Origin of the sequence: Aeromonas sp. QDB68, assembly GCF_027707405.1 — a bacterium.
Lineage (GTDB): Bacteria > Pseudomonadota > Gammaproteobacteria > Enterobacterales > Aeromonadaceae > Aeromonas > Aeromonas caviae.
Map to the genome: position 1 here is coordinate 21,280 of NZ_JAPCIQ010000030.1, position 23,297 is coordinate 44,576.

A 23,297-nucleotide genomic window follows, 5' to 3' on the forward strand; every position below is an offset into this window, starting at 1 on the left:
AATGATAAGGCCCGATACGGCAGTATCGGGCCTTTTTTATCGGAGGGATCCCCTTGCTGATTAATGGAATACCCACAGAAACACTGTCAGCCAGGGATCGTGGGCTGGCATACGGTGATGGTCATTTCACAACCATGCTGGTGAGGGAAGGGAAGGTACTCTGGTGGCAGGACCATCTGGCCCGGCTGCAACATGCCAACGCCCGGCTTGGTTTTGGCGAGCACTCCTGGGACCTGCTTGCCGACGAGGCGGCGCAGCTGGCTTCTGGGCAGGCACAGGCTGTCGTCAAGATAATGCTGACCCGGGGCGCCGGTGGGCGGGGATATGACGGCGCAGGCTGTGACACGCCCACTCGCATCGTCTCTTTGGCACCTTATCCTGAGCATTATCATGATTGGCAGCAAACCGGCATCAATGCCTTGGTATGCCAGCAGCATCTTGGGGACAGTCCCATGCTCGCCGGTCTCAAGACGCTGGGGCGCCTCGAACAAGTGATGCTGAAGCGCGAACTTGCTGCGCGCGGCGGGGTCGAAGGTATAGTCTTGAACAGCCGGGGATTTCTGGTAGAAGGGGTCAGCGCCAATCTGTTTTGGCGTCGCGGCAGGACGGTGTTCACACCGGATCTCACCCGCGCCGGGATCGATGGCATCATGCGCAAGCGCGTGATGACGATGCTTAAACAGATGGGCATTGAACTGCGTGTCGTTGAAGCTCCATTGGAGTCACTCTGGCAGGCGGAAGAGGTCTGGCTGACCAATACCCTGATGGGGATTGTCCCGGTCACCAGCATCGGGGATATGCACTATCCCAGTCCGGTATTGATCCGCCGTTTACAGGAGCGCTTGGTCATTGAAGTTTAATCGGCTTTACACCCTGCTCGCGGGGGCGGCACTCTCTGTCGCCGTTGCCGGAGGGTACGTGTATCACAAGTGGCAACAGGTGGAGACGCTCACCAACAAGGGGCCAACCCGCCTCTTTACCGTCGAAAAAGGCGCCCATGCGGCGCGCCTGATTGCCGAACTGGGAGAGGGGGAAACCAGCCCCTGGGCGGTGCGCCTCTGGTTGCGCGGTCATCCCGAACTGGTGGCCATCAAGTCCGGCACCTATGAAATCAAGGAAGGGGCGCCGCTCAAGGAGACTCTCTCTCTCTTTGCTTCCGGCAAGGAGTTTCACTTCAGCCTGACCTTTGTCGAAGGGTCCCGTTTTGAGGATTGGCTGAAGCAACTTTCCAGCGCCCCCTATCTGGAGCGCCTGACTCTGGAGCAGAGCGAAACCGAGCTGGCTCAGGAACTCGGCATCGAAAATGGCAAGCTGGAGGGGTGGTTCCTGCCGGAAACCTACGCCTATACCACTCATGCCAGCGATCTTTCCATCCTGCGCCGCGCCTATCAGGACATGAAAACGTTCCTGGAGGCTTCCTGGGAGAAGCGTCAGGCCAATCTGCCCTACAAGACACCCTATGAGGCGCTCATCATGGCCTCCATCATCGAAAAAGAGACGGGCCAACCGGATGAACGAGCCCAGATTGCCTCTGTGTTCGTCAACCGTCTACGCCTTGGCATGAAGTTGCAGACCGACCCTACCGTCATCTACGGGGTGAAGGAGAGGTACGATGGCAACATTCGCCGCAGCGATTTAACCGACGTGAACCCCTACAACACCTATGTGATCGACGGTCTGCCTCCGACGCCCATCGCCATGCCGGGCAAGGCCTCCATCGAGGCGGCGCTCAACCCCAAATCGACCGACTATCTCTACTTCGTTGCCAAGGGGGGCGGTGCCCACTACTTCTCCAAGACCCTCGATGAACACAATCGGGCGGTGCGTGAATACATATTGAAGAAACCCTAATGTCTAAATTTATCGTGATTGAAGGATTGGAAGGGGCAGGGAAGAGCTCTGCGGTGCGCTATGTGACCGACTATCTGCAAGCCCACGGAGTTGCGCGGATCGAGTGCACCCGGGAGCCGGGCGGCACGCCGCTGGCGGAACGCATGCGGGCCATCGTCAAGGAAGTGCACGACGAGCGCCTGACAGTCGAGGCCGAGCTGCTGTTGATGTACGCCTCCCGGGTACAACTGGTGGAGACCCGGATCAAGCCTGCCTTGGCAGACGGCATCTGGGTAGTGGGCGATCGCCACGATCTCTCCTCCCAGGCCTATCAGGGGGGTGGCCGCGGCATCGATGCGAACCTCATCGGCGCCATCAAACGGGCGGTCCTCGGGGATTTCAAGCCGGATCTGACGCTCTATCTGGACATCGATCCTGCCATCGGCCTGCAGCGGGCCCGCCATCGCGGCGAGCTGGACAGGATTGAGCTGGAGCAGATCGGCTTCTTTGAACGTACCCGCCAGCGTTACCTCGAGTTGGCGGCCGCCGATGATTCCATCCAGATCATCGATGCCGGGTTGCCCCCGGCGCAAGTCAAAGCCGCCATCGAGGCTGCCCTTGAGCATTATCTGGCAAGCGAGGGGCTATGTATCCCTGGCTGATCCCGGATTGGCATGCCCTGAGCGAGACGGCCCGGGCCGGACGGCTCGGGCACGCCTGGTTGCTGCTAGGAGATCCTGGTCTTGGCAAGGAGCAGCTTGCAGAGCGACTGGCGCGACTGCACCTGTGTCAGCATCCACAACGAGGTGAGCCTTGCGGTCAGTGCCACTCCTGCCAACTGTTTGAGAAGGGGCATCACCCGGATCTTGGCACCCTGGGGCCCGAGGGCAAGACCATAGGTGTCGAAGCCATCCGGGAGATTTGCAGCCGCCTCCAGAGCACATCCCAGCTCGGTCGCGGCAAGGTGGTGATCATTCAGGAGGCGGAGCGCATGACGGAGTCTGCCGCCAATGCTTTGCTGAAGACGCTGGAAGAGCCGGCTGGCGACAGTCTGTTGCTGCTCATCGCATCCCGGGTATCTCGCCTGCTCCCCACCATCTTGAGCCGTTGTCACAAGCATGTCTGCCAGCTCCCCTCTGAGGGGGAGACCCTTGCCTGGCTCGCCGAGCAGGGCCATCAGGCCACCCAGGCCCAGGTGCGGATCTGCCAGGGTGCGCCGCTGCGGGTGCTGAGCTACATCGAAGCACAGCAAGATGATGCCAGACGGGCATTGCTCGACGGATTTGTCTCGCTGGCATCGGCCCCCACCCGTGCGGCGAATGTCTGTGCCCAGTTGGCCGAGGATACTCAGGTCCGGCAGCACTGGTTGCAGCTCTTCCTGTGTGATGCCCTCAAGCTTCAGGCTGGCTGCGGCCATCATCAACTGGCAATGCCGGATCTTGCATCACTCAGCCAGCAACTGGCAGAGAAACACTCCAGCGAACGGCTCCTGGAAGCCGAACAGCAGCTGGTTATGCTGAAAGAGGCTTGTCAGCCAGGGCAGCTTTCCAATCCCACCATCCATTTGATGAACTGGCTCAATCGCTGGTTATAAACAAGGTTGTCTATGTTACTCGTTGATTCCCATTGCCATCTCGATCGCTTGAGTTATGGCTCCAAGCAGACCGACATGGCCGATGTACTGGCCAAGGCGGCGCAGCAGAGCGTGGGATATTTTCTCTGCGTGAGTGTGACTCAGGCCCAGTTCCCGACCATGATGGAGGCCATCGCCCCCCATCCCCAGGTGTTTGCCTCCTGCGGTGTTCACCCGCTCAATCAGGATCCCGGGGTGGATGCTGCCTTGCTGCTGACTCAGGCGGCCGATGAGAAAGTGGTGGCTATCGGCGAAACCGGGCTCGACTACTTCTATTCACCGGAAAACAAGGGTGTACAGCAAGCCTCTTTCCGCGAACATATCCGGGTAGCCCGGGCACTGAACAAACCGCTCATCATCCACACCCGGGATGCCCAGGAAGACACGCTGCGGATCATGCGAGAGGAGGGGGCCGAACAGGTGGGCGGAGTGCTGCACTGCTTCACCGAGTCCCTCGAAATGGCCGAGGCCGCGATGGCAATGGGGTTCTATATTTCCATCTCGGGGATAGCCACTTTCAAGAACGCCTCAGCCCTGCAGGCCGTGGTCAAGGCGTTGCCCCTGGAGCGACTGCTGGTTGAAACCGACTCTCCCTATCTGGCACCGGTTCCGCACCGGGGGAGGGAGAACGAGCCGGCCTTTGTTCGCGACGTTGCCCAATTTATCGCGGATCTTCGCCAGATTCCGCTCGCTGAATTGGCGGAGGCCACCAGCCACAATTTCTTCGAATTGTTCAAGTTGGCAAAGCGATAACAGACAACGCCCCGCATAGCGGGGCGTTTTACTATGACAATCTGCACTATCACGCCATCCAAAAACAATCATGCCAAGTTGTTATCTCTCACTTTGTATGGTGGATGCTGACGAGATCAAATCGCCAGCACCTGATAAAACAGAGCAGGGGTGACAGAATGCTTGAGGAATAAATGAGGGGCTGAAATGGGTTAAAAGCACTCTTCATAAGTATCGATAATATTCATTATCGATACTTGATAGATCTGGATGATCCTGTAAGATCCACCGAAACTCCGCTTTAAATCATAGAGTTAAGTGAACTACCCAAGCCTTCAAAACCCAGTTCAGCAATCCTTGCAAAGCGTCTTCGATCCTCAGCTGAACAGCCGGGCAAGACGCTTCCTGCGCAGCGCCAAAGCCGACTCCACCCTCAATGCCTATCAGGCAGATACCCGTATCTTTGTCTCCTGGTGCCAGCTCCACGGGCTGGAGCCCTTGCAGACGACACACCACGACATCATGAATTTTCTGGCGGATCAGGCCGACGGCATCCTGGCCAACTGGGTCTGGCTGGACAAAGAAGAAGGGAAGGGGGAGCTTCGCAACGGGGAACCTCGCAAACCGGCCACCCTGGTAAGACGGCTTGCCGGCATTCGCTATGCCTTCAAGCAGAAGGGGATCCACCCCATGCCGACCGAGCATGCGGAGATAAAGGAGATGATGCGGGGCATAGTACGGCTCGGTGATAACCGCAAACGCAAAACGGGGGCGCTGACCCTGAAACCATTGGCCTGCGTGCTGGACGAGATAGATACCAGCAACCTGGCGGGACTTCGGGATTACACCCTGTTGCTGCTGATGTTCAGTGGCGCCTTGCGCCGATCGGAAGCGGCCAGGATCGAGGTGGATGACGTGCAGTTTGTGGGGCAGGGGATACGCCTTCGTCTCAAACCAAGCAAACATCAGCTCCATGAATCGGAGATAGCACTCATTCCGGGCATCCGGTATTGCCCAGTGTCTGCATTGCAACAATGGCTGAAAAAAAGCCGGATTGCTGAGGGCCCCCTGTTTCGCCGGATGAATCGCTGGGAACAGCTGATGGCAGACCCCCTGGGGCCGCAAGGTATCAACCTGATGATCAAGCGGCGAACCGGCCAGGCCATCGACGATCTCCACGTCAGTGGCCACAGTTTGCGGCGGGGGTTCATCACCTCTGCGGTGACGGCGGGCAAACCGATGAACAAGATCATCGAGGTGACCCGACACAAGGACATGCGCACCTTGCAGGAATATTTCGACGATGCCCACAAGTTCTCCGATCACGCCCTGGATGGGTTGTTATAGCAAACCGCGCCCCTGCTTTTTTTATGTTAAATGATATCCTGTTGATCTGGTGATATATTCTTGTCGTCCTCCACAGACATCATGACGGTGGGAGAGTCGTAATCCGATTTACTTTCGTAGAAGATGCCAACGAAAAATGAGAGATAACATTCACGATATAGACATGTCGGAAGGTCACGATAGCCAGGAATTGAAGAAAAGCGCTGCGCAAGAGAATGCCGAACGGCAGCGCCAGCACGTGAAGCGCAAGCAGGAAACCCACAGCCGGTTGCAATGCTGGATAAGCAATCGTCATGCAGAGAGGTTGGCCATGCTGGGGCAACAACTGGAAGACAGTCAGGCCTCCATCATCGAGCAGGCAATCGATCTGCTCTATCAGCACGAACTGCAACAAACGACCAACGCGCAGCAGAGCGATGTCCCCGAGTCGGCAGACATGCTCGAATAGACGATGGCGTCGTGTCGGCATGGTTGAAAAAGGAAGACAAAAAAAGCCAGGTACGAATTCCTTGTACCTGGCATAGGGGAATTGGCTCCTTGCAGAGCCGTGCGCTAACTGGTATGCGGATAGCCTTAAGCTTAGACAAGGCTCTAGGCATTTCAAGAACCGGGTAAAAGTTCAACCAGAGTGGGGGTTTTTCAGACTCGAACAGGCGCTATTATTGCTCGAGCGACCCACTCTCACGCATTGAACAGGTTGTTGTCCCGTACCAGCTCCCGGGGCAGGGCATTTTTGATGCGACTCCCCACCCATTTCCCCATGCCGAGCGGGTGCCCCTGGTAACGAACGATCACTTCCCCAGTCCCGGCATCCTGCTCTGGCCAGACATCTCGTCCCATCATGAATTCACGGGCATTGGCGGCATCCAGCTCGACGCATCCCTTGCTCGCCTCATGGCCGTAAGCCAGAGCCCATTCATGGGTCAATCGATATCCCTTCTTGAAGGTCTCAGCCAGCTTGATGCCGATGCGATCGAAACGTAGCTTCCCCTGTACCAGCTCGAAGGCGTGAGGGAAGAGCCAGATCTCGTCATTGCGGCCAAACAGTTGGCCATGGGGCACGATGCCAAAATTCCCTTCAATCTCCCGCAGCATGGGGCCGGCCTCTTTCTCTGGCAGCGGCGAGAAGGGGAACTTGCCGAGCTTGCCCGGTTTGAACATGGTGTTGGGCACGGAGTGATGCTTGCGCAACCGGGCGACGAAAAAGCCTTCACTGTCGAAGATCTGGGGCCAAACGTGCAGGTATCCCTCCGGCGTACAGGCTTGCTCCGCCCCCGGAAAGAGATCGGCCAACGAGTCAAAGCTGAAGGCATCACCGAACTTCTCTTGCAGTGACTGACAGACGTCCTGGTTCTCTTGCAGGCTCAGGGTGCAGGTGGAGTAGACCAGTACGCCGCCGGGTTTGAGGGCGTGAAAAGCGCTCTCCAGCAGGCCACGCTGCACCGCGGCAATCTCGTCGATGCTCTCGAGACTCCAGTTGCGCAGCGCGTCTTCATCTTTTCGCACCGTCCCCTCGCCGGAGCAGGGGGCGTCGAGCAGGATGGCGTCGAAGGTTTCAGGCAGCCATTGGCCAAAGACCTTGGCATCGAAATGGGTCATGCCGACGTTGGTCACACCGCAGCGCTGGATATTGGCGCTCAGCACTTTCAACCTGCTGCTGGAAAACTCGTTGGCGATCAGCATGCCGCGGTTTTCCATCAGCGCCGCGATCTGGGTAGTCTTGGAACCAGGGGCGGCGGCCGCGTCCAGCAACATGCCATCCCGTCTGGTTTGCTCACTGGCAAAGAGCGCCGTCACCGGCAACATGGAGCTCGCTTCCTGGATATAGAAGAGGCCGCACAAATGCTCGGCCGTGTTGCCAAGGGGAACGCTCTCATCGCTGCGGGTGAGCCAGAAGCCGGCTACACACCAGGGCACGGGATCCAGCTGCCAGCCAAGCGGCGCCATGCGGGCGACAAACTCGGATACCGGGATCTTGAGGGTGTTGACCCGGATGCTGCGCCGCAGCGGCTGCCGGCAACTCGCCACGAATGCCTCCATGGAGAGATGGGATGGCATGAACTCCGCAATGTGACGCAGGAAGTGATCGGGGAGGTAGGTGTTGTCGTGCACGGCGCAATCTCGCTGACCCAAAATGAGGGGCGACATCTTACCACAGTGCGCGGCCCTTCTTGATGGGGGAGTCCATGAGGCCATAAAAAAACCGGCACAAGGCCGGTTTTTGACGAACAGGGGAATAACTCAGGGCAAGATGCGGGGGCTCCACTCCAGCCACTCTTTCTCTGCCTTGGCATGAAGCGGATAACGATGGCCCGCCTTGACGGTCGCGCCCATTTCCCGCTCCGGCGTATTGAAGGCAATCCCGCCTGCCAGCAGGCTTTGCACCGTTTCGACCTCGATGGTGCCACCGGTCAGCCCGATATCGGCCTTGACCCCGGAGACATTCCAGAAGCGGCTATTGGCGCGTATCAGATGGGCGTACTGTCCATCCACATTCACATCGATCAGTACCTCGCTGCCATCCCGGGCCAGGGTCACGCCGGTGACGCTGCCCACCACCATCTTGCGAAACAGCAGGGGGCTGCCCACGCTGATGCCATCGACGGAGGGGCTCTTGAGGGTCAGGGCAAGACCGGCGGGGCCACTCTGGCTCAAGGGGAAGGTCTCCTTGCCAGCCCCCCGGCCCGGAGTCGCCTCCACAAAGGCCCCCTTGATCAGGGTATCGAGGTGGGCAACGCCCCCCAGCCCGACCTTGGCCTGCACCAGGGCATAGCGCGCCCCGGATTGCAGGAAGCGCGCGGCATATTGCTCATTCAGCTCGGCCTTGAAGCTTACCTGGCCCAGGGTCGGATCCAGTTCCACCTGCTCCACCTTGCCGATGTCCACTCCGCGATAGCGGATGGGGCTGCCGACCCCGAGACCCGGGTTGTGATCCGCCGTGAGCGTGAGGGTGCGCACCTGGGAGCTTGCCTGCTCCTTGCTGTCAAAGAGCTGATGACTGCTGCGACCTGTCCCCAGCTTGTCGAATTCAATGGCACCACGCAGCAGGGTGGCGAGGTTCCCCATCTTGACCTGCACGCCGTCGAGCCGGATCTTGCCGTCGATGGCGGCCTTCTTCCAGAACTGGGGTTGCTGCTTGAGTAAAGGAGCATAGATGGCATCGATCTCCAGGGTGATGGCCACCCCGCGACCATCGGCATCCAGCGCCTTGACCTTGCCCGCTTCCAGTCCCAGGTAGAAGACGGGGGAGCCCACACCGATCCCATCAGCCTGAGCGGCACGCAGCGTCCAGCTGACCGCTTTGGCATGGCGGCTCCCAAGCAGGGCCAGCTCCTGGCTGGGGTAGAGGCGGTCAATCCTGTCACCCTTCGCAGCCTGTACCAGCTTGATGCCCCCCGCCAACCAGGCACTGGCCGGGCTGGTCTCCACCTTGATACCGCTGAGGTCCGCCTCCACCTGCAAGGGGGCGGCGCGATAGAAGCGAGCCCGTTGCAGCAGATGGCGATAACGCTCGTTCACCAGCAACTCGACACTGGCATTGCCGCCGGCATCCAGGGTCAGTGCCCCGAGCTGACCTATCTGCAACCCCTTGAACCAGAGCGGAGCCCCTTCGCTCAAACCGGCGAGATCCTCGGCCTGCAGGGTCAGCTTGATGCCGCCGCGCTGTGCCTGGCTCTCCAGGGTCATGGTGTTGACCCGTTTACCAGGTTCATAGTCCAGACGAATGGCGGGCCCGGCCAGCAGGCGATCCGCGTGCTTGATCCCGGCAGGGGAGAGAGAGACCGTCTCCCACACCAGACGACTCTTGCCGGTCACCCGGAACGCCTGTTCGGGGTTGATGAGGGCCGTCACGCTTCGCCCTTGCTCGGTGAGGCGAATGGGGTCGATGCGTCCAATCTCGATGCCCTCATAGAGGATGGGCATCCCTTCCTTGATGGGCAGAGTCCCCGCCTGGATGGTGATGCGCTCACCCCGGGCGGCCTCGGCCAACCCCTTGTAGAGGATGAAATTGACCCCCTTTTGCGCCACGGGAGAATCCTTGGGGGAGTCAAACGCAATGCCGCCGCTCAGGATGGAGGTGAGGCTGCCCGCCTCCACGCTGACGCCAGCCAGGCTGAAGGAGCCTTTGATGCCGCTGATGTTCCAGAAGCGGGTATCCGCCTTGACGAGGTGCTCGAAGCGCGGCTCGATCACCAGATCCAGGATCACGTTCTGGTTCTCTTCCCCAAGACGGGTGTTGATGACACTGCCCACCTCCAGCCCGCGGAAATAGATCTTGGCGCCGATGCCCACCGACCCCAGAGAATCGGCTGTCAGGTGCAGGGTTCGCCCTTGGGCCTGATAACCGGGGGGAGGGCCATCCAGGGCATCGAACTCATCCTCCAGCGGGTTGTTCTCCCGTCCGGGTTGCAGGTTGATGTAGTTGCCGGACACCAGGGTGTCCAGGCCGGAGATCTCGGTCAGTGACGCCTTCGGACTCACCAGCCAGAAGTCGGAGCCCTTGCGTATGAGGGAGCGGGCACGGCTGTCCACCTTGGCCAGCACCGCAATCTTGCGACCATCCTGTGCCAGTTCAAGCTCCTGGACCACGCCGATGGCGACCCCCTGATAGCGCAACTGGGTCTTGCCCGGCAAGATACCGTTGCCCTGGGCAAAGTTGATGCGAATGAGTTGACCACTGCTCGTCCACTGCTGGTAGAGAAAGCCTCCCGCCAGCAAGAGGGCGATGAAGGGCAGCAACCAGACCGGGGATAACCAGCGGTGCTTCTCAATGACGGGCTCAGCCCCGACCATACCGACTCCTTACATTGGCTGTGATGCACAGCGCGTTCGACACAAAAAACATTAACGGGCCGCCTTGTCCCACAACAGGCGGGTATCGAGCATCCTGGCCGACATCATGGTGAGCACCACCACGCCGGCGAATGCCGTCGCCCCGGGGCCGGCACGCACGTTGAGTAGCACGCCGCGATCCACCAGGGCCACCATCAGCGAGATGACGAACAGGTCCAGCATGGACCAGCGTCCGATGAAATCGATGATGCGGTACATGACGAGCTGGCGTTTGCGGCGCACCGGCTTGCTGCGCTGCAACTGCCAGCAGATCCAGCCAAGACCCAGGATCTTGCCGATGGGCACGATGATGCTAGCCGTCAGTACTATGGTGGCGATGCCGGACATCTTGCTGCGATAGAGCGCCATGATACCGCTGAAAATGGTATCGGACTGCAATAATCCCTTGTTGTAGAAGTGGGTGATGGGCAGCAGGTTTGCAGGCAACAACATGAAGGTGGCCAGCGCCAGCAGGCCCCATGACCAGGCGAGGGAATGGGGGATGCGCATCTGCAAGGGGGTGTGACAACGAGGGCAGCTCATGCCGTGTTGATGGCGCACCAGCAACCCGCAGGTATGGCAGCGGCAAAGCCCCAGTTCACGGGCGCTGATCGGGGACATGGTCCGGCTCCCGGGAGGCGTGTTGCAGCGGAATCCGCTCCCAGTAAGGGGCAGGATCAAAGAGGATCAGCAGCGTCATGTTGAGCAGCATCAGACAACCCAGGCTCAGCAGACCGCCTCCCAGGCGCACGTCGGCGATGTCGATAAGTTTGAACAGGGCGACCAGCAGGCTGACGATGTACACCTCCAGCATGGCCCAGTGGCGAAATACCTCGACCGCTTTGAGGGTCCACGCCAGCAGATGCCAGCGCTTGGCCAGGCCGGAGGCGAGGGCAAAGATCCCGAGCAGCAACCCTGTCGGCGCCAGCACGGCGCACCAGAGCACCAGTGTTGCCACCCAGAGCTCGCTCTCGGCATACAGCATCATAATTCCCTTGATCAGGTTGGCGTCCGAGTTCACGCCCGCCAGACGAAGATAGATCAAAGGCTCAAAAAACGCGGAAGGCAGCAACAGGAATCCGGTGATGGTCAGCGCCATCAACTGGGAAGGGCGAAAGGCATAGCGCCCATACAGATGCTGATGACAGCGGGGGCAATGGGCGTGACGGCGCAGCGGCAGCAACTTGCGTTCGATCAGCAAGTCACAGGCCGGACAGACAATCACCGAGTGCGGATCCGACATACGATTCAACCTGTTGAAGGAATTGATGAAATTTACCTTAAAACGCCTGCCCTGTCTTGCCGCGCTGCACAGCCCCCTTTGAAAAGACGTGTTTTCCGGTGTGAACTGGCCGCCGCCAGCCAAGCAGGGGCTGGCGATGCATGCCGACATGCTGAGGGTATTTGCAATACTGTATATACGTACATATACTTGCAATCACAATCATCAGGAGGGCGCCGCGATGGCCGTTGAGATCAAGTATGTTGTGGTACGTGGGGGAGTGGAGAAGATGACCTTTGCCAGCAAGAAAGAGGCGGATGCCTATGACAAACTGCTGGACACCGCCGATGAGCTGATGACACTGCTGGCGGGCGCGCCGGTCGCGCTTGCACCGGAACAGCAGGAGAGTCTGGCCTTTTATCTGGCCGAGCAGCGGGATCAGTTGCAGCAGGTATTGCGCGGTGGAAAAGGGCAGGGGAATCCATCCAAAGAAGACAAGCAGGATACTGAACTGCCAAAGGGGAAGCCCCTGAAGAGCGTGGCTTGAGACGAAAGGGCGGGGAAGGGGATGTGAGGCAGAAGCCGCTCTCTCATTCATGAAAAGTGCAACTTAAGTCATTATCGCGGCTATTTTCCCCGAGAATTTTCCAACCACACTGCATATTCATTGAATATGCCGATTGCTCGTGATCATGGGGTATCACAGCAAGATGCCTCAGGTCGTTGCCCCCAAGGCGCACTGCAAGCCCTGATGCCGATAACCCCATTTATCGGCATCAGGGGGTTACGGCCCCGTTCAAAACATTCAACCGACATCACACACCATCATGACTCATCCAGCACTTCCACCCGCCATGCCACTGTTCGATAGCGTGGACCACCTTGAAGCGGGCAATCCCCAGGTCAACCAGTACCTCGCCACCCTGAGTCTTGGCAAGGTCCCCGACGCGGGGATCGTGTATGAGCTGGCCGTCGACTGGCTGCTGGAGCAGCGCCACAGCGAAAACAACTACAAGACCTATCGCAGTGAGCTGACCACTTTTTTGCACTGGTGTTTTTGCGAGGTGGCCATCAGCCCCAGGGATCTCACCAGGCGCATCATGATGCGCTATCTCGACTATTGCCAGGCGCCACCGTCCGGACTGATTGCCTACCGCAACGTCGCCCAGTTCGTGCTCGACAAGGAGTGGGGGGAACGGTTGCCAAACCCCCTGTGGCGTCCGTTTCTTGGCAAGCGGGAACTGGGCCGGGAGCTGCCGTATCGACTGAGTGAGCAGGCGATGAAGACAAAACTCGCCATTTTGTCCGCCTTCTTCCAGTTTCTCATCCAGGAGGAGTACATGGATCGCAATCCGGCTCTCCTGCTGCAGCGGGTTAAACGTGCGGGCCCCCAGGAGGCTGGTGAAGACGCGCAATCCTTCACCGAACTGCAATGGTCCTATGTGATGCAAGCCGCCGAACAGCTCGCTGCCGAATGCCCGGCACAACATGAGCGCAGCCGCTTTCTCATCTGTCTGATGTATGCCTGTTATCTGCGGATTTCCGAGGTGGCGGCCAGGCCGGGTTTCAGCCCCGTCATGGGCCAGTTTCGACGTGACGCCAAAACGGGCGTCTGGGGTTATGACATTCCCCGCAGCAAAGGCGGTAAACGTCGCACCGTGGCCGTTTCTCAGGCTCTGCTCGAAGCCCTGGCTCGCTATCGTACCTTTCTTGGACTTTCGCCACTGCCGGCCCCCGGAGAGCAAACCCCGCTGTTCGTACGCCACAAGGCGGCGGCCCATGGCCGCGAACAAGGTGAACTCAATGCCAATCTGGGTATCCGCCAGCTACGAGACCTGGTAATGGCGGTATTTGAACAGGCCGCAAGCCTCGCCGAACAAGACGGTTTTGATCAGGATGCCGCTGAAATGCGAACCCTGACGCCGCACTCCATTCGCCACACCGGTATCACCCATGACATCAATCTGCACGGCCGGCCTTTATCCCACGTACAAGCCGATGCGGGACACGATAGCATCGACACCACCTCCAAGTACCTGCACACCGGCAACCGGGAACGTCACGAGAGTGCCAGCCGCAAGCCGCTTGACCACTTGCTCGACCAGGACCGTACATATGATTGATAACCAGTGGTGAACAATAAAACTGCACTCATAACCAAGACGCGGGACCTAAAGACAATCCTTGATTGATCATGCCCTGGGACTCATAAAATACGACACCGCGCATAATGTATATTATGTTAAATGATATATCTTGGTATTCTGTCACCCTCAACCGAACTGTGTATAATGGTGGCAATTGATCCTATCCCCGACCGGATGTCTTAAGTGGCTGAATTAACATCAGAACAATTAAAACCCGCTTTCTCGATTGAGCAGTTCCCCACACTTGGCGAACTCGACCCCATGCCGTTTGCCGCCCTGCAACCCAGAGCGATTTCGGGTATCAAACGGCTGGCCAGTTTTGATGGTGACTGCCCGGTCATGATCCTCAACGGTTTCCCCGGTGCAGATTACGAGAATGTCTGCCAGACCCTGATCGCCTCTTCGAATGGCAAGGATGGCGACCTGTTCGATCTCTGTTATACCGAGAATCTCAACAACCCTTTCAAGCCCATCTGGCTGCGCCTGCAACCGGGCTCGGGTTTCGAGTTCTGCGAAATGGTCGGTGAGCTGCTCAAGCTGATGAGCCACCACCTCGACGCCGAGCGGCTGGTCACCCGGATCATCCGCAAACAGAACAACGACCCCAAGATCGTGGATTTCCTCTCCGATCTGGCCGCCCATGTCGCCCAGGGCCTCGAGTTCCAGCACCCGGTGCTAATCAACCTGCTGATCCATCATGAGGATCAGCAAGCCCCTGTCGTCTACGGCCGTGACCTGAACTGGGATACCTTGTTCGGCTCCATCAACTATCAGACGGAACAAGGCTCCGTTTACGCCAACCAGCACCTTTTGGAACCTGGTCTGCTGCGGGAAGCCAACGGTGGTTACCTGATACTTCAGCTCGATGAGCTGCTGGATCAGCCTCATCTCTGGTTCAAGCTCAAAAACGCCATGCAAAAAGGCGAGCTGGACTGGAATGCCTATCAGGAAGGCAAGACGCTGACGCCGTTCTTCACCCCGGAAGCGACCCCCATCCGGTTCAAGTTGATCCTGGTCGGTGACAGGCTGGACGTGGCGGAATTCCAGATGCTGGACAGGGACATGGCGGAGCGCATCTTCCTGCGTGCCGATCTGGTCTCCGAAGTGAACATCGAGGAAGATCTCCCCGCCTTCCTGCAATATCTCGCCTGGCTGCGAGCGCGCTGGGCGCTGCTGGATTTCACGCCAAGTGCCCTCCTCGCCCTCTGTCGCCATGCCAGCCGCCTGTGTGACCACCAGGAGTGGCTATCCCTCTCCGAGGTACAGCTCGGCGCCATCATGCGCATGGCCGACAGCCTGGCCCGCGAGCTGGAAGCGACCTGCGTCACTGACGAACATATCCTGCTCGCCCTGGAAGAGCAGGATTACCGCCTCAACTATCTGGTGGAGCAATCGGATCAGGGTGTCATCGACGGCCAGATCCTGCTGCAGACCGACGGTGAAGAGGTTGGCCAGATCAACGGCCTTTCCGTCATCCAGGTGGCCGGCCATCCCTATGACTTCGGGGAGCCGGTACGCCTCACCGCGACCGTCCACCTCGGGGATGGCGATGTGGCTGACATCGAGCGCAAGGCGGAGCTCGCCGGTCACATTCACGCCAAGGCCATGATGATCATCCACGGTTACCTCTCCAACAAGTTCGGTGCAGAGAACCCCTCGCCGCTCTCGGCCAACCTGGTGTTCGAGCAGTCATACCACGAGATCGATGGTGACAGCGCCTCCCTGACCGGCCTGTGTGCCCTCCTCTCCGCCCTCGCCCGCCAGCCCATCTATCAGCACTTCGCCGTGACCGGTGCGGTCGACCAGTTCGGCAATGTGCAAGCCGTTGGCGGCGTGAACGAGAAGATTGAGGGCTTCTTCCGGGTGTGCAAGATCCACGGTCTCACCGGCAAGCAAGGCATTCTGCTGCCCGGCACCAACGCCCAGCAGCTCAACCTCTCTGATGAAGTGATCGCGGCAGTAGAGGCCGGCCAGTTCCACATCCACCCGGTGGATCACGTGGAAGAGGCTATCGAGCTGCTCACCGGCTGCGTTGCTGGCGAACCGGACATGCCGGATACCCTGTTTGGTCGCATCCAGGAGAGACTTGACGAACTCAATGGCACGGCAACCAAGAGTGGCGGCCTGCTGCGCAGCCTGCTGGATCGGCTGCTTGGCCGTTAAATGAAGTGATCGGAGTTGTTTAGCGAACAGCTGTAAGCTAAATTGGCCCGGCTTTGACCCATATGAAGGATAAACAGCGTGACCCTAGATAACGACACCACTGATCCCCGCCTCTCCCTGTGCGAACAAGGCAAAGAGTCCTTTACCCGTGAAGAGCTGCTTGCCTGCAGCCGTGGCGAATTATTTGGTGAAGGTAACAGCCAGCTGCCCGCCCCCAACATGCTGATGATGGATCGCATCGTCAAGATCAACGACCATGGCGGCGAGCACGGCAAGGGTGAAATCCTGGCTGAACTCGATATTACGCCGGATCTCTGGTTCTTCGACTGCCACTTCCCCGGCGATCCCGTCATGCCCGGCTGCCTGGGCCTGGATGCCATGTGGCAACTGGTCGGCTTCTTCCTGGGCTGGAAAGGGGGTCCTGGCAAAGGACGTGCGCTGGGTGTCGGTGAAGTCAAGTTCACCGGCCAGATCCTGCCGACGGCCAAGAAGGTCACCTACAAGATCACCTTCAAGCGCGTCATCAACCGCAAACTGGTCATGGGCATTGCCGATGGCGTCGTGGAAGTGGATGGTCGCCCCATCTACAGCGCCACCGATCTGAAAGTGGGCCTGTTCAAAGACACCACCGCATTCTGATCCTGCTCCTGGGTGAGCAGAGACAACGTAAAGGGGCCACGATGGCCCCTTTCCTTTTGTAATGAGTGATGAAGTATCGGTTACTTCATGAAGAGGCCTGAGCCTCGCCCTTCCATGGCATCGCGCCAACCACCAAGCCAATGGCCCCTTGCATCCAGGCACTGGTACGGACACGCTTCTTTCTGTTTGCCGACTACGCCAGCCTGATAACCACGAGCGCGAGCTCTCTCCAGACGGTCCCGTTTCTGTCTCTTCATCATCTACGACCCTCTTCGTGGAACAAAAAAAGCGACCAGTTTTTCACCGGTCGCCTTCATTTTTACCCCAGGGGGGAGGCAGGGTCAAACAAAAAATTCCATGCTATTCAGGGGTTGTGACACAAGATACTGAACTGCATTAATTTTTGATGACACTTATTTATCGCTGATAGCGACGCAGCCAGGCAAAGGGCAGCGCCAGCAGAGTCAACCAGAACAGGCTGCCGCCACCGCCCTCGCCACCATCCTGACCGGTCTGGTTGTTGACCGGCGCATTGCTGACCACATAGCTGGCCGGGGCATTGCCCTGATAATCCGCCACGGCCGGCGTCAGTTTGACGGCGACCACGGTGGCGTTGGCGCGTTTGTTGAGGTCGCTCTCGCTGTCATAGCGATACGCCGTCGCGGCAATGGTGCCGTCGCTGCTGATGCCGCTGGCGTAAGCGATGTGATAGTACTTGCCGTTCTGGGCACACTGCTTGTTGCCGGCGTCATCCTTGCCACAGATGAGATCGTTCAGATACCAGCTGTTGGCCGGGGCGGCCGCGTTCAGCAGGAAGGCTTCCTGCATGCGGTTGGTGCCATTGACCACTGGTTGGGTCTGATGGCGGGAGTCGCGCCAGCCGACCACCATGTTGTGCTCGTTGATGGCGGCCGCTTCCGAGCCTGCCCCCGAGACCGGCTTGTCCTGGAGAGGAAGGCTGGCCGCCGTACCCGGCTTGCTCAGGTTGAACAGGAACATCTCCACCGGGCGGTTCTGTCCCTTGTTGATGCGATAGCGCTGGTTGCCGATCACGTAGCCGTTGTCGTTGACGGCCACGGCCCAGCTGTGTTGCAGCTTGGCATCGTCCTTGCCAGGCTCGCCATCCGGCAGCGGGATGATCTTGGTGGTGCCCACGGTGCCGGTAGCCGTATCCAGGGTCCAGTAGCTGGCGAGGTTGCGACCATCCAGATCACCGGTGCCCACCTCGCCGGTGGAGCTGTAGCCCACGCCGTAGAGGGTGCCGTTGTACTTGGCCACGCCCAGTGCAGAGGCGGTTTGCAGCACCTCGTCACGCTGATGGCCATAGGTGCCGGCCTGCATCAACTTGTTGAACCCGCCCGAGCTGTTGAGCAGCCAGAAGCTCGCCTGGGTATCGACCCCGGGGCAGTAGCGGAAGTCACCGTACTGGCTGTCATTGCCCGTCTCGAAACACCACTTGTAGAAGTCACCGCCCACCTTGTGGCGATACTTGTCGCTGGCCGCGGTACCGGTCACCAGATACTGACCGTTGTCCAGCTTCTTGATGGAAGTGGGTACGCTCAGGCCGTGGGTGCTGGCCGCATCCTTGAGCTCGACCGGGTTGCCGTCATTGACCACGGCAAAGGCGGTGCGCAGCTTGCCATTCATCTTGTAACCGACCCGATCCTCCGGGACATCCCCGAGGGCCGTCACCAGGCCATCAACCTCGGAGCTGGTCACGTAGCCCAGGTTGCTGCGTTGATCCACCTTGTCCAGGAAGTCGCGACGCCACTGGTAGGCAAAGCCCGAGTTGTCGCTCCAGAAGGAGTTGCAGACCGAGTTGGAGAGCATGCAACCCTGCTCGAAACGGAAACGATCCACCAGGAAGTCGGCAAACCGCACGGTGGAGAAGTATTCCGCCATGTTGTTTTTGGTGTTGAGCCCGATGAGGCCGTTGGCATCGCCGCTGATCCCGCTGGCATAGCCTTTGACTTCGTCATCGACGATGGTGAAAAAGGAGCTTTGTGCCGCCTGCGCGTTGAGGCTGGCGCCGACCAGGATGGCCAGCATGGATAATTGCTTTTTCATCTACTTCCTTAGTCTTGATGTTTCAACGCTTCCAACTCCTCCCAACGGGAGAAGGCGTGTTCCAATGCGGCCTCTGCCGCATTCAATGCATCCAGTTTGGGCTGGGTCTGCTCTGCTGGCAGAGAGAAGAAACCGGGGTGGTTAATCTCGGCCTGCAGGGCATCGAGTTCCATTTCCAACTGTTCCAGCCGGGCTGGCAGATTATCCAGCTCCAGTTGCAACTTGTAAGAGAGTTTTCGTGTTTTTTTCGCAGGCTCCGCTGCCGACGCGACAGGCTCTGCCACCTTGACCGGGGCCGGCTTGGCCGTCTGTTGGGCGGCCTGCAGGGCTCGTGTGGCCATCATGTCGGCGTAGCCCCCGACATAATCGCTGATCCGACCATCCCCTTCAAACAGCCAGCAGCCGGTCACGGTATTGTCGATGAAACGGCGATCGTGGCTGACCAGCAGCAGGGTCCCCGGGTAATCGGTGAGCAGCTCTTCCAGCAATTCCAGCGTTTCGACATCCAGGTCGTTGGTTGGTTCATCCAGAATCAACAAGTTACTGGGCTTGAGGAAGAGTTTGGCCAACAGTAGACGGTTTTTCTCGCCCCCTGACAAGGCCTTGACCGGGGTGCGCGCCCGCTTGGGCTCGAACAGGAAGTCCTGCAGGTAGCCGAGGATGTGGCGGGAGCGGCCGCGAACCATCACCTCCTGCTTGCCCTCCCCCACGTTGTCCACCACCGTCTTCTCGGGGTCGAGCTGCTCACGATATTGATCGAAGTAGGCCACTTCCAGGTTGGTCCCCTGGCGCACCGAGCCACGGCTCGCCTCGAGCTGACCCATCAGCAGCTTGATCAGGGTCGACTTGCCGCAGCCGTTGGGGCCCACCAGAGCAATCTTGTCCCCGCGCAGCACCTGCAGATCCAGTCCCTGGAACAGGGTGCGATCACCAAAGTCCAGCCCCAGCCCCTCGGTCTCGAACACCAGCTTGCCGGAGCGGCCCGCCTCGTCCAGTTGCAGCTTGGCCTTGCCCTGCAGTTCCCGGCGCTGGGTGCGCTCCATGCGCATCGCCTTGAGGGCCCGCACCCGTCCCTCGTTGCGGGTACGACGCGCCTTGATCCCCTGGCGCACCCATACCTCTTCCTGGGCCAGCTTGCGGTCAAACTCGGCGTTTTTCAGCTCCTCGACCCGCAGCCACTCCTCCTTGCCTTGCAGATATTCGTCATAGTTACCGGGCCAGGAGGTGATCACGCCGCGATCGAGATCGATGATCCGGGTCGCCAGCTTGTGGATGAACTCCCGGTCGTGGGAGATGAAGACGATGGCGCCGCGAAAATCCTTGAGGAACTCTTCCAGCCAGTTGATGGCATCGATGTCCAGGTGGTTGGTCGGCTCGTCCAGCAGCAACAGATCCGGGTCACACGCCAGGGCGCGGGCCAGAGCCACCTTGCGCAGCCAGCCGCCAGACAGACTGTCGAGCGTCACATCAGGGTCGAGATCAAGCAGGGTCAGCACCTGATTGATGCGGGTCTCGTACTGCCAGCCGTTCTGATAGTCGAGCTGCTCCTGCAACTGGCTCATGGTGCGAATGTTGGCATCGGAAGGGTCGTGCGCCAGGGCGTGGGAGACATGGTGGTACTGCTTGAGCAGCTCCCCTACCCCGGCCAGCCCTTCTGCGGCGTAATCGAACACGGTGATCTCGCTCGAGGCGGGCGGATCCTGCTCGAGGCGGGTCACTTTCAAATCTTGTTGCAACACCAGACGGCCGTCGTCCAGCGGCAGTTCGCTGGCAATCACCTTCATCAGGGTAGACTTGCCCGCCCCGTTGCGACCCACCAGACAGAGGCGCTCGCCCCGCTCTATGGTGAGCTCGGCATGGTCGAGCAGCGGAAAATCACTGAACGACAGGGACGCGCCGTGCAATGTCAAAAGAGCCATGTTTGTTCCTTGTTGCTTATGAAAAAACGGGCGGCAGCGTGAGTCTGCCCCCGTTTTGTCGTCAAATCCTGCTCACCCCTGTACCAGCCAGCCTTGCAGCTCCCCCAGGGTAAAAGGCCAGCCCAGCTCCCGGCCGGCACTGTCTTGCAGCACCGGGATGCGCACCCGGTAAGCCTCGAGCCAGGCCTCCTCCTCCAGGATGTCGCAACGGCGGGTCTGCGCGGCCATCCCGGCCTGTTCCACCAGCGTCCACGCCTGTTCGCACAGGTGGCAGCCGTCGGTGTGAAACAGGGTCAGCATCAGCCTTGTGCCTCGGCGTGGGTGATGATCCAGCAGTTGTGGATATGCTGGTTGCGCTCGAAGTCCTTGGGCCGGGTCTTGTTCGTGATGTTCTGCGCCTTGAGACCGATGGCGTCAAGGCCGGCCAAGTCCATCTTGAAGTGGCGCTTGTTGTTGGAGAAGACCAGGGTGCCGTCCGCCGCGAGCAGGCGCTTGAGGTGCTGCATCAACAGCAGGTGATCCCGCTGCACGTCGAAGCTCTCGTCCATCCGCTTGGAGTTGGAGAAGGTGGGCGGATCGATGAAGATGAGGTCGTACTGTTCGTCCGCCTCGGAGAGCCACTTCAGGCAGTCCGCCTGCACGAACTTGTGCTCGCGGCCCACCAGCGAGTTGAGGCGCATGTTGTCCTGGGCCCAGTTGAGGTAGGTGCGCGACATGTCCACCGTGGTGGTTTCGCGGGCGCCGCCGAGCCCCGCGTGCACGGTGGCACTGCCGGTGTAGGCGAAGAGGTTCAGGAAGCGCTTGCCCCGAGCCATCTGGCCCAGCATGCGGCGGGTCTGGCGATGGTCGAGGAAGAGGCCGGTGTCCAGATAGTCGTAGAGGTTGACCCAGAGGCGTGCACCGTACTCCTGAACCTCCATCCGGTGCTGCTCTTCGGAGAGCTTCTGGTACTGCTGTTTGCCTTCCTGGCGCTCGCGCACCTTCAGGATCACCTTCTCGCCGTCCATGCCGGTCACCTTGATGGCGGCCTGCACCATGTCCAGCAGACGCTGGCGGGTCTTCTGGGCGGGAATGTCCTTGGGCGCCGCGTACTCCTGTACCACCAGATAATCCTGATAGCGGTCGATGGCAGCGTTGTACTCCGGCAAGTCCGCGTCATAGAGGCGGTAGCAATCGAGGTTCTCCTTGCTCGCCCATTTCTCGAGGGTCTTCAGATTCTTGCGCAGACGGTTGGCAAAGTCCTGGGCCACCTCTTTCTGGGAAGCGACGGCATCGAGGGCGATCTGATAGTTGCGCAGCTGGCACTCGAGGGCGCCGTTGAACAGGCGATACTGCTTGTCGGCACGCAAGCGCAGGCAGCTCAGGAGTTCGGGAGAGGCGGAGAGAATGGTGACCTTCCACCCCTGGAAGCCGCGGCGCAGGGCATCGCCAAGGGCCTGATGCACTTCCAGCAACGCCGGGAATTCACCGAGACGCTCGCCATAGGGCGGGTTGGAGATGAGCATGCCGACCTGACGGCTCTCTCCTTCCACAGCCGGCATCGGCAGCGGATTTTCCAGCTTGGTGACATCGGCCTGCTTGAAGGTAATGAGATGGGCCACGCCGGCGGCCTTGGCGTTGTCACGGGCCTTCATCAGGACCCGGGTATCCGCATCGCAACCGAACAGTTTCACCTCGCAGCGCTGCATGCCGCGCTTGGCACGCACCTGGGCTTCCATCATCAGACTCTGCCACAGTTCACCATCGTGTTGCAGCCAGCGATCGAAACCGAAGCGCTCACGGCGCAGCGCAGGCGCCATGTCGGCAACGATGAAGGCCGCTTCAATCAGCAGGGTACCGGAGCCGCACATGGGGTCCATCATGGGCTCGCCAGCCCAGCCGCTGCGGGCAATCATGGCCGCAGCCAGGTTCTCTTTGAGGGGCGCCTCGCCGGTGCCCTGGCGATAGAAGCGCTGGTGCAGCGCCGGGCCTGACAAGTCCAGCGTGATATTGGCCTTGCCTTTGCCAAGGTGCGCCATGATGCGAATGTCCGGAGACTTCTTGTCCACATCCGGGCGCACGTGGCCGCGCTTGGTGAAGCGATCGACGATGGCGTCCTTGATCTTCAGGGCGCCGTACTGGGTATTGCGAATGGAGGCGTTGGTACCGGTAAAGTCCACCGCGATGGTGGCGGTACCGGAGAAGTGCTCCTCCCAGGGAATGGTATGAGCCCCGAGGTAGAGGTCCAGATCGTCGTTCATCTGGAACTCGGAGAGCACCAGCACGATACGGGAGGCAAAGCGGCTCCACAGACAGGCCTTGTAGCCGATGGCCAGTTCGCCCTTGAAGTGGACGCCGGCCACGGTCTCACGGACCTGCTCCGCACCCAGATTGGTCAGCTCGACGGCCAGCAGGTTTTCCAGCCCCTTGGGGCAGGTTGCAAAAAATTCTTTCATCACGCTCACGGGGATGCCATAAAAATAGTGCCGCATTATACCTTATCGGCCCGCGCTCGGCACTCGAACCTTGGACAAAGGCGCCATATAAACGGCAAGAGGCGCGGCAGACTCTCCCCTCCCCCCTTGCGGGCGACAGGATCCCGCTCTTGGCTGGCAGCTGTCTACCATCACATTCGTAAAGAATTCGAAAATCTTGCCAGGACCAGGCAGAAAATGGTCGTGACGACCAGACGAAGGAAAAAGACAAATATTGACATCCTCCCCCACCTTAGCGCTTCGCGTCACAGGAGGGGGATTCCCATTACTGGGTGATAGCTGCTCGCGCAG

The 23,297-nt window shown here is 59.5% G+C and carries 20 protein-coding genes; 11 read left to right on the forward strand and 9 right to left on the reverse strand.

Annotated features, from left to right (window positions below; genetic code table 11):
• Positions 1 to 53 precede the first annotated feature (53 nt).
• From pabC to PG892_RS11180, 7 genes are all read left to right on the forward strand, one after another.
• Entirely contained in the window at positions 54 to 860 is an 807-nt protein-coding gene (gene pabC, locus PG892_RS11150) for an aminodeoxychorismate lyase (protein WP_182721850.1), read from the forward strand.
• Positions 850 to 1,851: an endolytic transglycosylase MltG gene (mltG, locus tag PG892_RS11155; RefSeq protein ID WP_029314535.1), complete on the forward strand. Its 1,002-nt coding sequence runs from the start codon at positions 850 to 852 to the stop codon at positions 1,849 to 1,851. Before pabC ends, mltG begins: the two co-directional genes overlap by 11 nt.
• Entirely contained in the window at positions 1,851 to 2,492 is a 642-nt protein-coding gene (gene tmk / locus PG892_RS11160; protein WP_010674746.1) for a dTMP kinase, read from the forward strand. The genes mltG and tmk overlap by 1 nt, the downstream gene beginning before the upstream one ends.
• Positions 2,477 to 3,424 (forward strand): DNA polymerase III subunit delta', encoded by a 948-nt coding sequence (gene holB, locus PG892_RS11165; protein WP_010674747.1) that lies wholly within the window; start codon positions 2,477 to 2,479, stop codon positions 3,422 to 3,424. Before tmk ends, holB begins: the two co-directional genes overlap by 16 nt.
• Before the next feature lie 12 nt (positions 3,425 to 3,436).
• Entirely contained in the window at positions 3,437 to 4,216 is a 780-nt protein-coding gene (locus tag PG892_RS11170; protein WP_254232042.1) for a TatD family hydrolase, read from the forward strand.
• Positions 4,217 to 4,513: 297 nt separating this feature from the next.
• Complete coding sequence (locus PG892_RS11175) at positions 4,514 to 5,542, forward strand: site-specific integrase (protein ID WP_134997868.1); 1,029 nt, start codon at positions 4,514 to 4,516, stop codon at positions 5,540 to 5,542.
• Positions 5,543 to 5,705: 163 nt separating this feature from the next.
• Positions 5,706 to 5,990 carry a RepB family protein gene (locus tag PG892_RS11180; RefSeq protein WP_041215903.1) on the forward strand — a complete coding sequence of 95 codons (285 nt, stop codon included), beginning with the start codon at positions 5,706 to 5,708 and terminating at the stop codon, positions 5,988 to 5,990.
• Positions 5,991 to 6,223: 233 nt separating this feature from the next.
• Here PG892_RS11180 and rsmF read toward each other — a convergent pair whose 3' ends face one another.
• From rsmF to PG892_RS11200, 4 genes are all read right to left on the reverse strand, one after another.
• The gene (rsmF, locus tag PG892_RS11185; RefSeq protein ID WP_270825412.1) at positions 6,224 to 7,654 is read right to left on the reverse strand and encodes a 16S rRNA (cytosine(1407)-C(5))-methyltransferase RsmF; all 1,431 of its coding nucleotides are present in this window, start codon (positions 7,652 to 7,654) and stop codon (positions 6,224 to 6,226) included.
• 129 nt (positions 7,655 to 7,783) lie between these two features.
• The gene (locus tag PG892_RS11190; protein WP_128313215.1) at positions 7,784 to 10,336 is read right to left on the reverse strand and encodes an MlaD family protein; all 2,553 of its coding nucleotides are present in this window, start codon (positions 10,334 to 10,336) and stop codon (positions 7,784 to 7,786) included.
• Positions 10,337 to 10,387: 51 nt separating this feature from the next.
• Positions 10,388 to 10,996, reverse strand: coding sequence for a paraquat-inducible protein A (locus PG892_RS11195; RefSeq protein WP_010674753.1), 609 nt, complete (start codon positions 10,994 to 10,996; stop codon positions 10,388 to 10,390).
• Positions 10,974 to 11,618: a paraquat-inducible protein A gene (locus PG892_RS11200; RefSeq protein ID WP_010674754.1), complete on the reverse strand. Its 645-nt coding sequence runs from the start codon at positions 11,616 to 11,618 to the stop codon at positions 10,974 to 10,976. The genes PG892_RS11195 and PG892_RS11200 overlap by 23 nt, the downstream gene beginning before the upstream one ends.
• Before the next feature lie 220 nt (positions 11,619 to 11,838).
• Here PG892_RS11200 and PG892_RS11205 point away from each other — a divergent pair, with 220 nt between their 5' ends.
• The 4 genes from PG892_RS11205 to fabA all read left to right on the forward strand — a co-directional run bounded on the left by PG892_RS11205 (position 11,839) and on the right by fabA (position 16,546).
• Complete coding sequence (locus PG892_RS11205; RefSeq protein ID WP_103858452.1) at positions 11,839 to 12,144, forward strand: YebG family protein; 306 nt, start codon at positions 11,839 to 11,841, stop codon at positions 12,142 to 12,144.
• Between the two features lie 280 nt (positions 12,145 to 12,424).
• Positions 12,425 to 13,720 (forward strand): tyrosine-type recombinase/integrase, encoded by a 1,296-nt coding sequence (locus PG892_RS11210; RefSeq protein ID WP_048207700.1) that lies wholly within the window; start codon positions 12,425 to 12,427, stop codon positions 13,718 to 13,720.
• A 207-nt stretch (positions 13,721 to 13,927) separates the two neighbouring features.
• Positions 13,928 to 15,907 (forward strand): Lon protease family protein, encoded by a 1,980-nt coding sequence (locus tag PG892_RS11215; protein WP_102948504.1) that lies wholly within the window; start codon positions 13,928 to 13,930, stop codon positions 15,905 to 15,907.
• 78 nt (positions 15,908 to 15,985) lie between these two features.
• A complete protein-coding gene (fabA, locus tag PG892_RS11220) occupies positions 15,986 to 16,546 on the forward strand; it encodes a 3-hydroxyacyl-[acyl-carrier-protein] dehydratase FabA (RefSeq protein WP_010674758.1) in 561 nt (186 codons plus the stop codon).
• Positions 16,547 to 16,626: 80 nt separating this feature from the next.
• Here fabA and rmf read toward each other — a convergent pair whose 3' ends face one another.
• From rmf to rlmKL, 5 genes are all read right to left on the reverse strand, one after another.
• Positions 16,627 to 16,806, reverse strand: coding sequence for a ribosome modulation factor (gene rmf, locus PG892_RS11225; protein ID WP_005315693.1), 180 nt, complete (start codon positions 16,804 to 16,806; stop codon positions 16,627 to 16,629).
• A 157-nt stretch (positions 16,807 to 16,963) separates the two neighbouring features.
• The gene (locus tag PG892_RS11230; RefSeq protein WP_053288446.1) at positions 16,964 to 18,613 is read right to left on the reverse strand and encodes a DUF3466 family protein; all 1,650 of its coding nucleotides are present in this window, start codon (positions 18,611 to 18,613) and stop codon (positions 16,964 to 16,966) included.
• A gap of 8 nt (positions 18,614 to 18,621) precedes the next feature.
• On the reverse strand, positions 18,622 to 20,532 hold the full coding sequence (gene uup, locus PG892_RS11235) for an ATP-binding cassette ATPase Uup (RefSeq protein ID WP_029314544.1): 1,911 nt from the start codon (positions 20,530 to 20,532) through the stop codon (positions 18,622 to 18,624).
• Between the two features lie 72 nt (positions 20,533 to 20,604).
• Positions 20,605 to 20,832 carry a glutaredoxin family protein gene (locus PG892_RS11240; protein WP_102948506.1) on the reverse strand — a complete coding sequence of 76 codons (228 nt, stop codon included), beginning with the start codon at positions 20,830 to 20,832 and terminating at the stop codon, positions 20,605 to 20,607.
• Positions 20,832 to 23,003, reverse strand: coding sequence for a bifunctional 23S rRNA (guanine(2069)-N(7))-methyltransferase RlmK/23S rRNA (guanine(2445)-N(2))-methyltransferase RlmL (gene rlmKL / locus PG892_RS11245; protein WP_162726567.1), 2,172 nt, complete (start codon positions 23,001 to 23,003; stop codon positions 20,832 to 20,834). Before rlmKL ends, PG892_RS11240 begins: the two co-directional genes overlap by 1 nt.
• Between the last annotated feature and the right edge of the window lie 294 nt (positions 23,004 to 23,297).

Excerpts from the sequence above, each read along its gene's own strand:
- tmk (WP_010674746.1), top strand. The coding sequence starts at position 1,851 with ATGTCTAAATTTATCGTGATTGAAGGATTGGAAGGGGCAGGGAAGAGC.
- holB (WP_010674747.1), top strand. The coding sequence starts at position 2,477 with ATGTATCCCTGGCTGATCCCGGATTGGCATGCCCTGAGCGAGACGGCC.
- PG892_RS11170 (WP_254232042.1), top strand. The coding sequence starts at position 3,437 with ATGTTACTCGTTGATTCCCATTGCCATCTCGATCGCTTGAGTTATGGC.
- PG892_RS11180 (WP_041215903.1), top strand. The coding sequence starts at position 5,706 with ATGTCGGAAGGTCACGATAGCCAGGAATTGAAGAAAAGCGCTGCGCAA.
- PG892_RS11190 (WP_128313215.1), bottom strand. The coding sequence starts at position 10,336 with ATGGTCGGGGCTGAGCCCGTCATTGAGAAGCACCGCTGGTTATCCCCG.
- PG892_RS11195 (WP_010674753.1), bottom strand. The coding sequence starts at position 10,996 with ATGTCCCCGATCAGCGCCCGTGAACTGGGGCTTTGCCGCTGCCATACC.
- PG892_RS11200 (WP_010674754.1), bottom strand. The coding sequence starts at position 11,618 with ATGTCGGATCCGCACTCGGTGATTGTCTGTCCGGCCTGTGACTTGCTG.
- PG892_RS11205 (WP_103858452.1), top strand. The coding sequence starts at position 11,839 with ATGGCCGTTGAGATCAAGTATGTTGTGGTACGTGGGGGAGTGGAGAAG.
- PG892_RS11210 (WP_048207700.1), top strand. The coding sequence starts at position 12,425 with ATGACTCATCCAGCACTTCCACCCGCCATGCCACTGTTCGATAGCGTG.
- rmf (WP_005315693.1), bottom strand. The coding sequence starts at position 16,806 with ATGATGAAGAGACAGAAACGGGACCGTCTGGAGAGAGCTCGCGCTCGT.
- PG892_RS11230 (WP_053288446.1), bottom strand. The coding sequence starts at position 18,613 with ATGAAAAAGCAATTATCCATGCTGGCCATCCTGGTCGGCGCCAGCCTC.
- uup (WP_029314544.1), bottom strand. The coding sequence starts at position 20,532 with ATGGCTCTTTTGACATTGCACGGCGCGTCCCTGTCGTTCAGTGATTTT.
- PG892_RS11240 (WP_102948506.1), bottom strand. The coding sequence starts at position 20,832 with ATGCTGACCCTGTTTCACACCGACGGCTGCCACCTGTGCGAACAGGCG.
- rlmKL (WP_162726567.1), bottom strand. The coding sequence starts at position 23,003 with ATGCGGCACTATTTTTATGGCATCCCCGTGAGCGTGATGAAAGAATTT.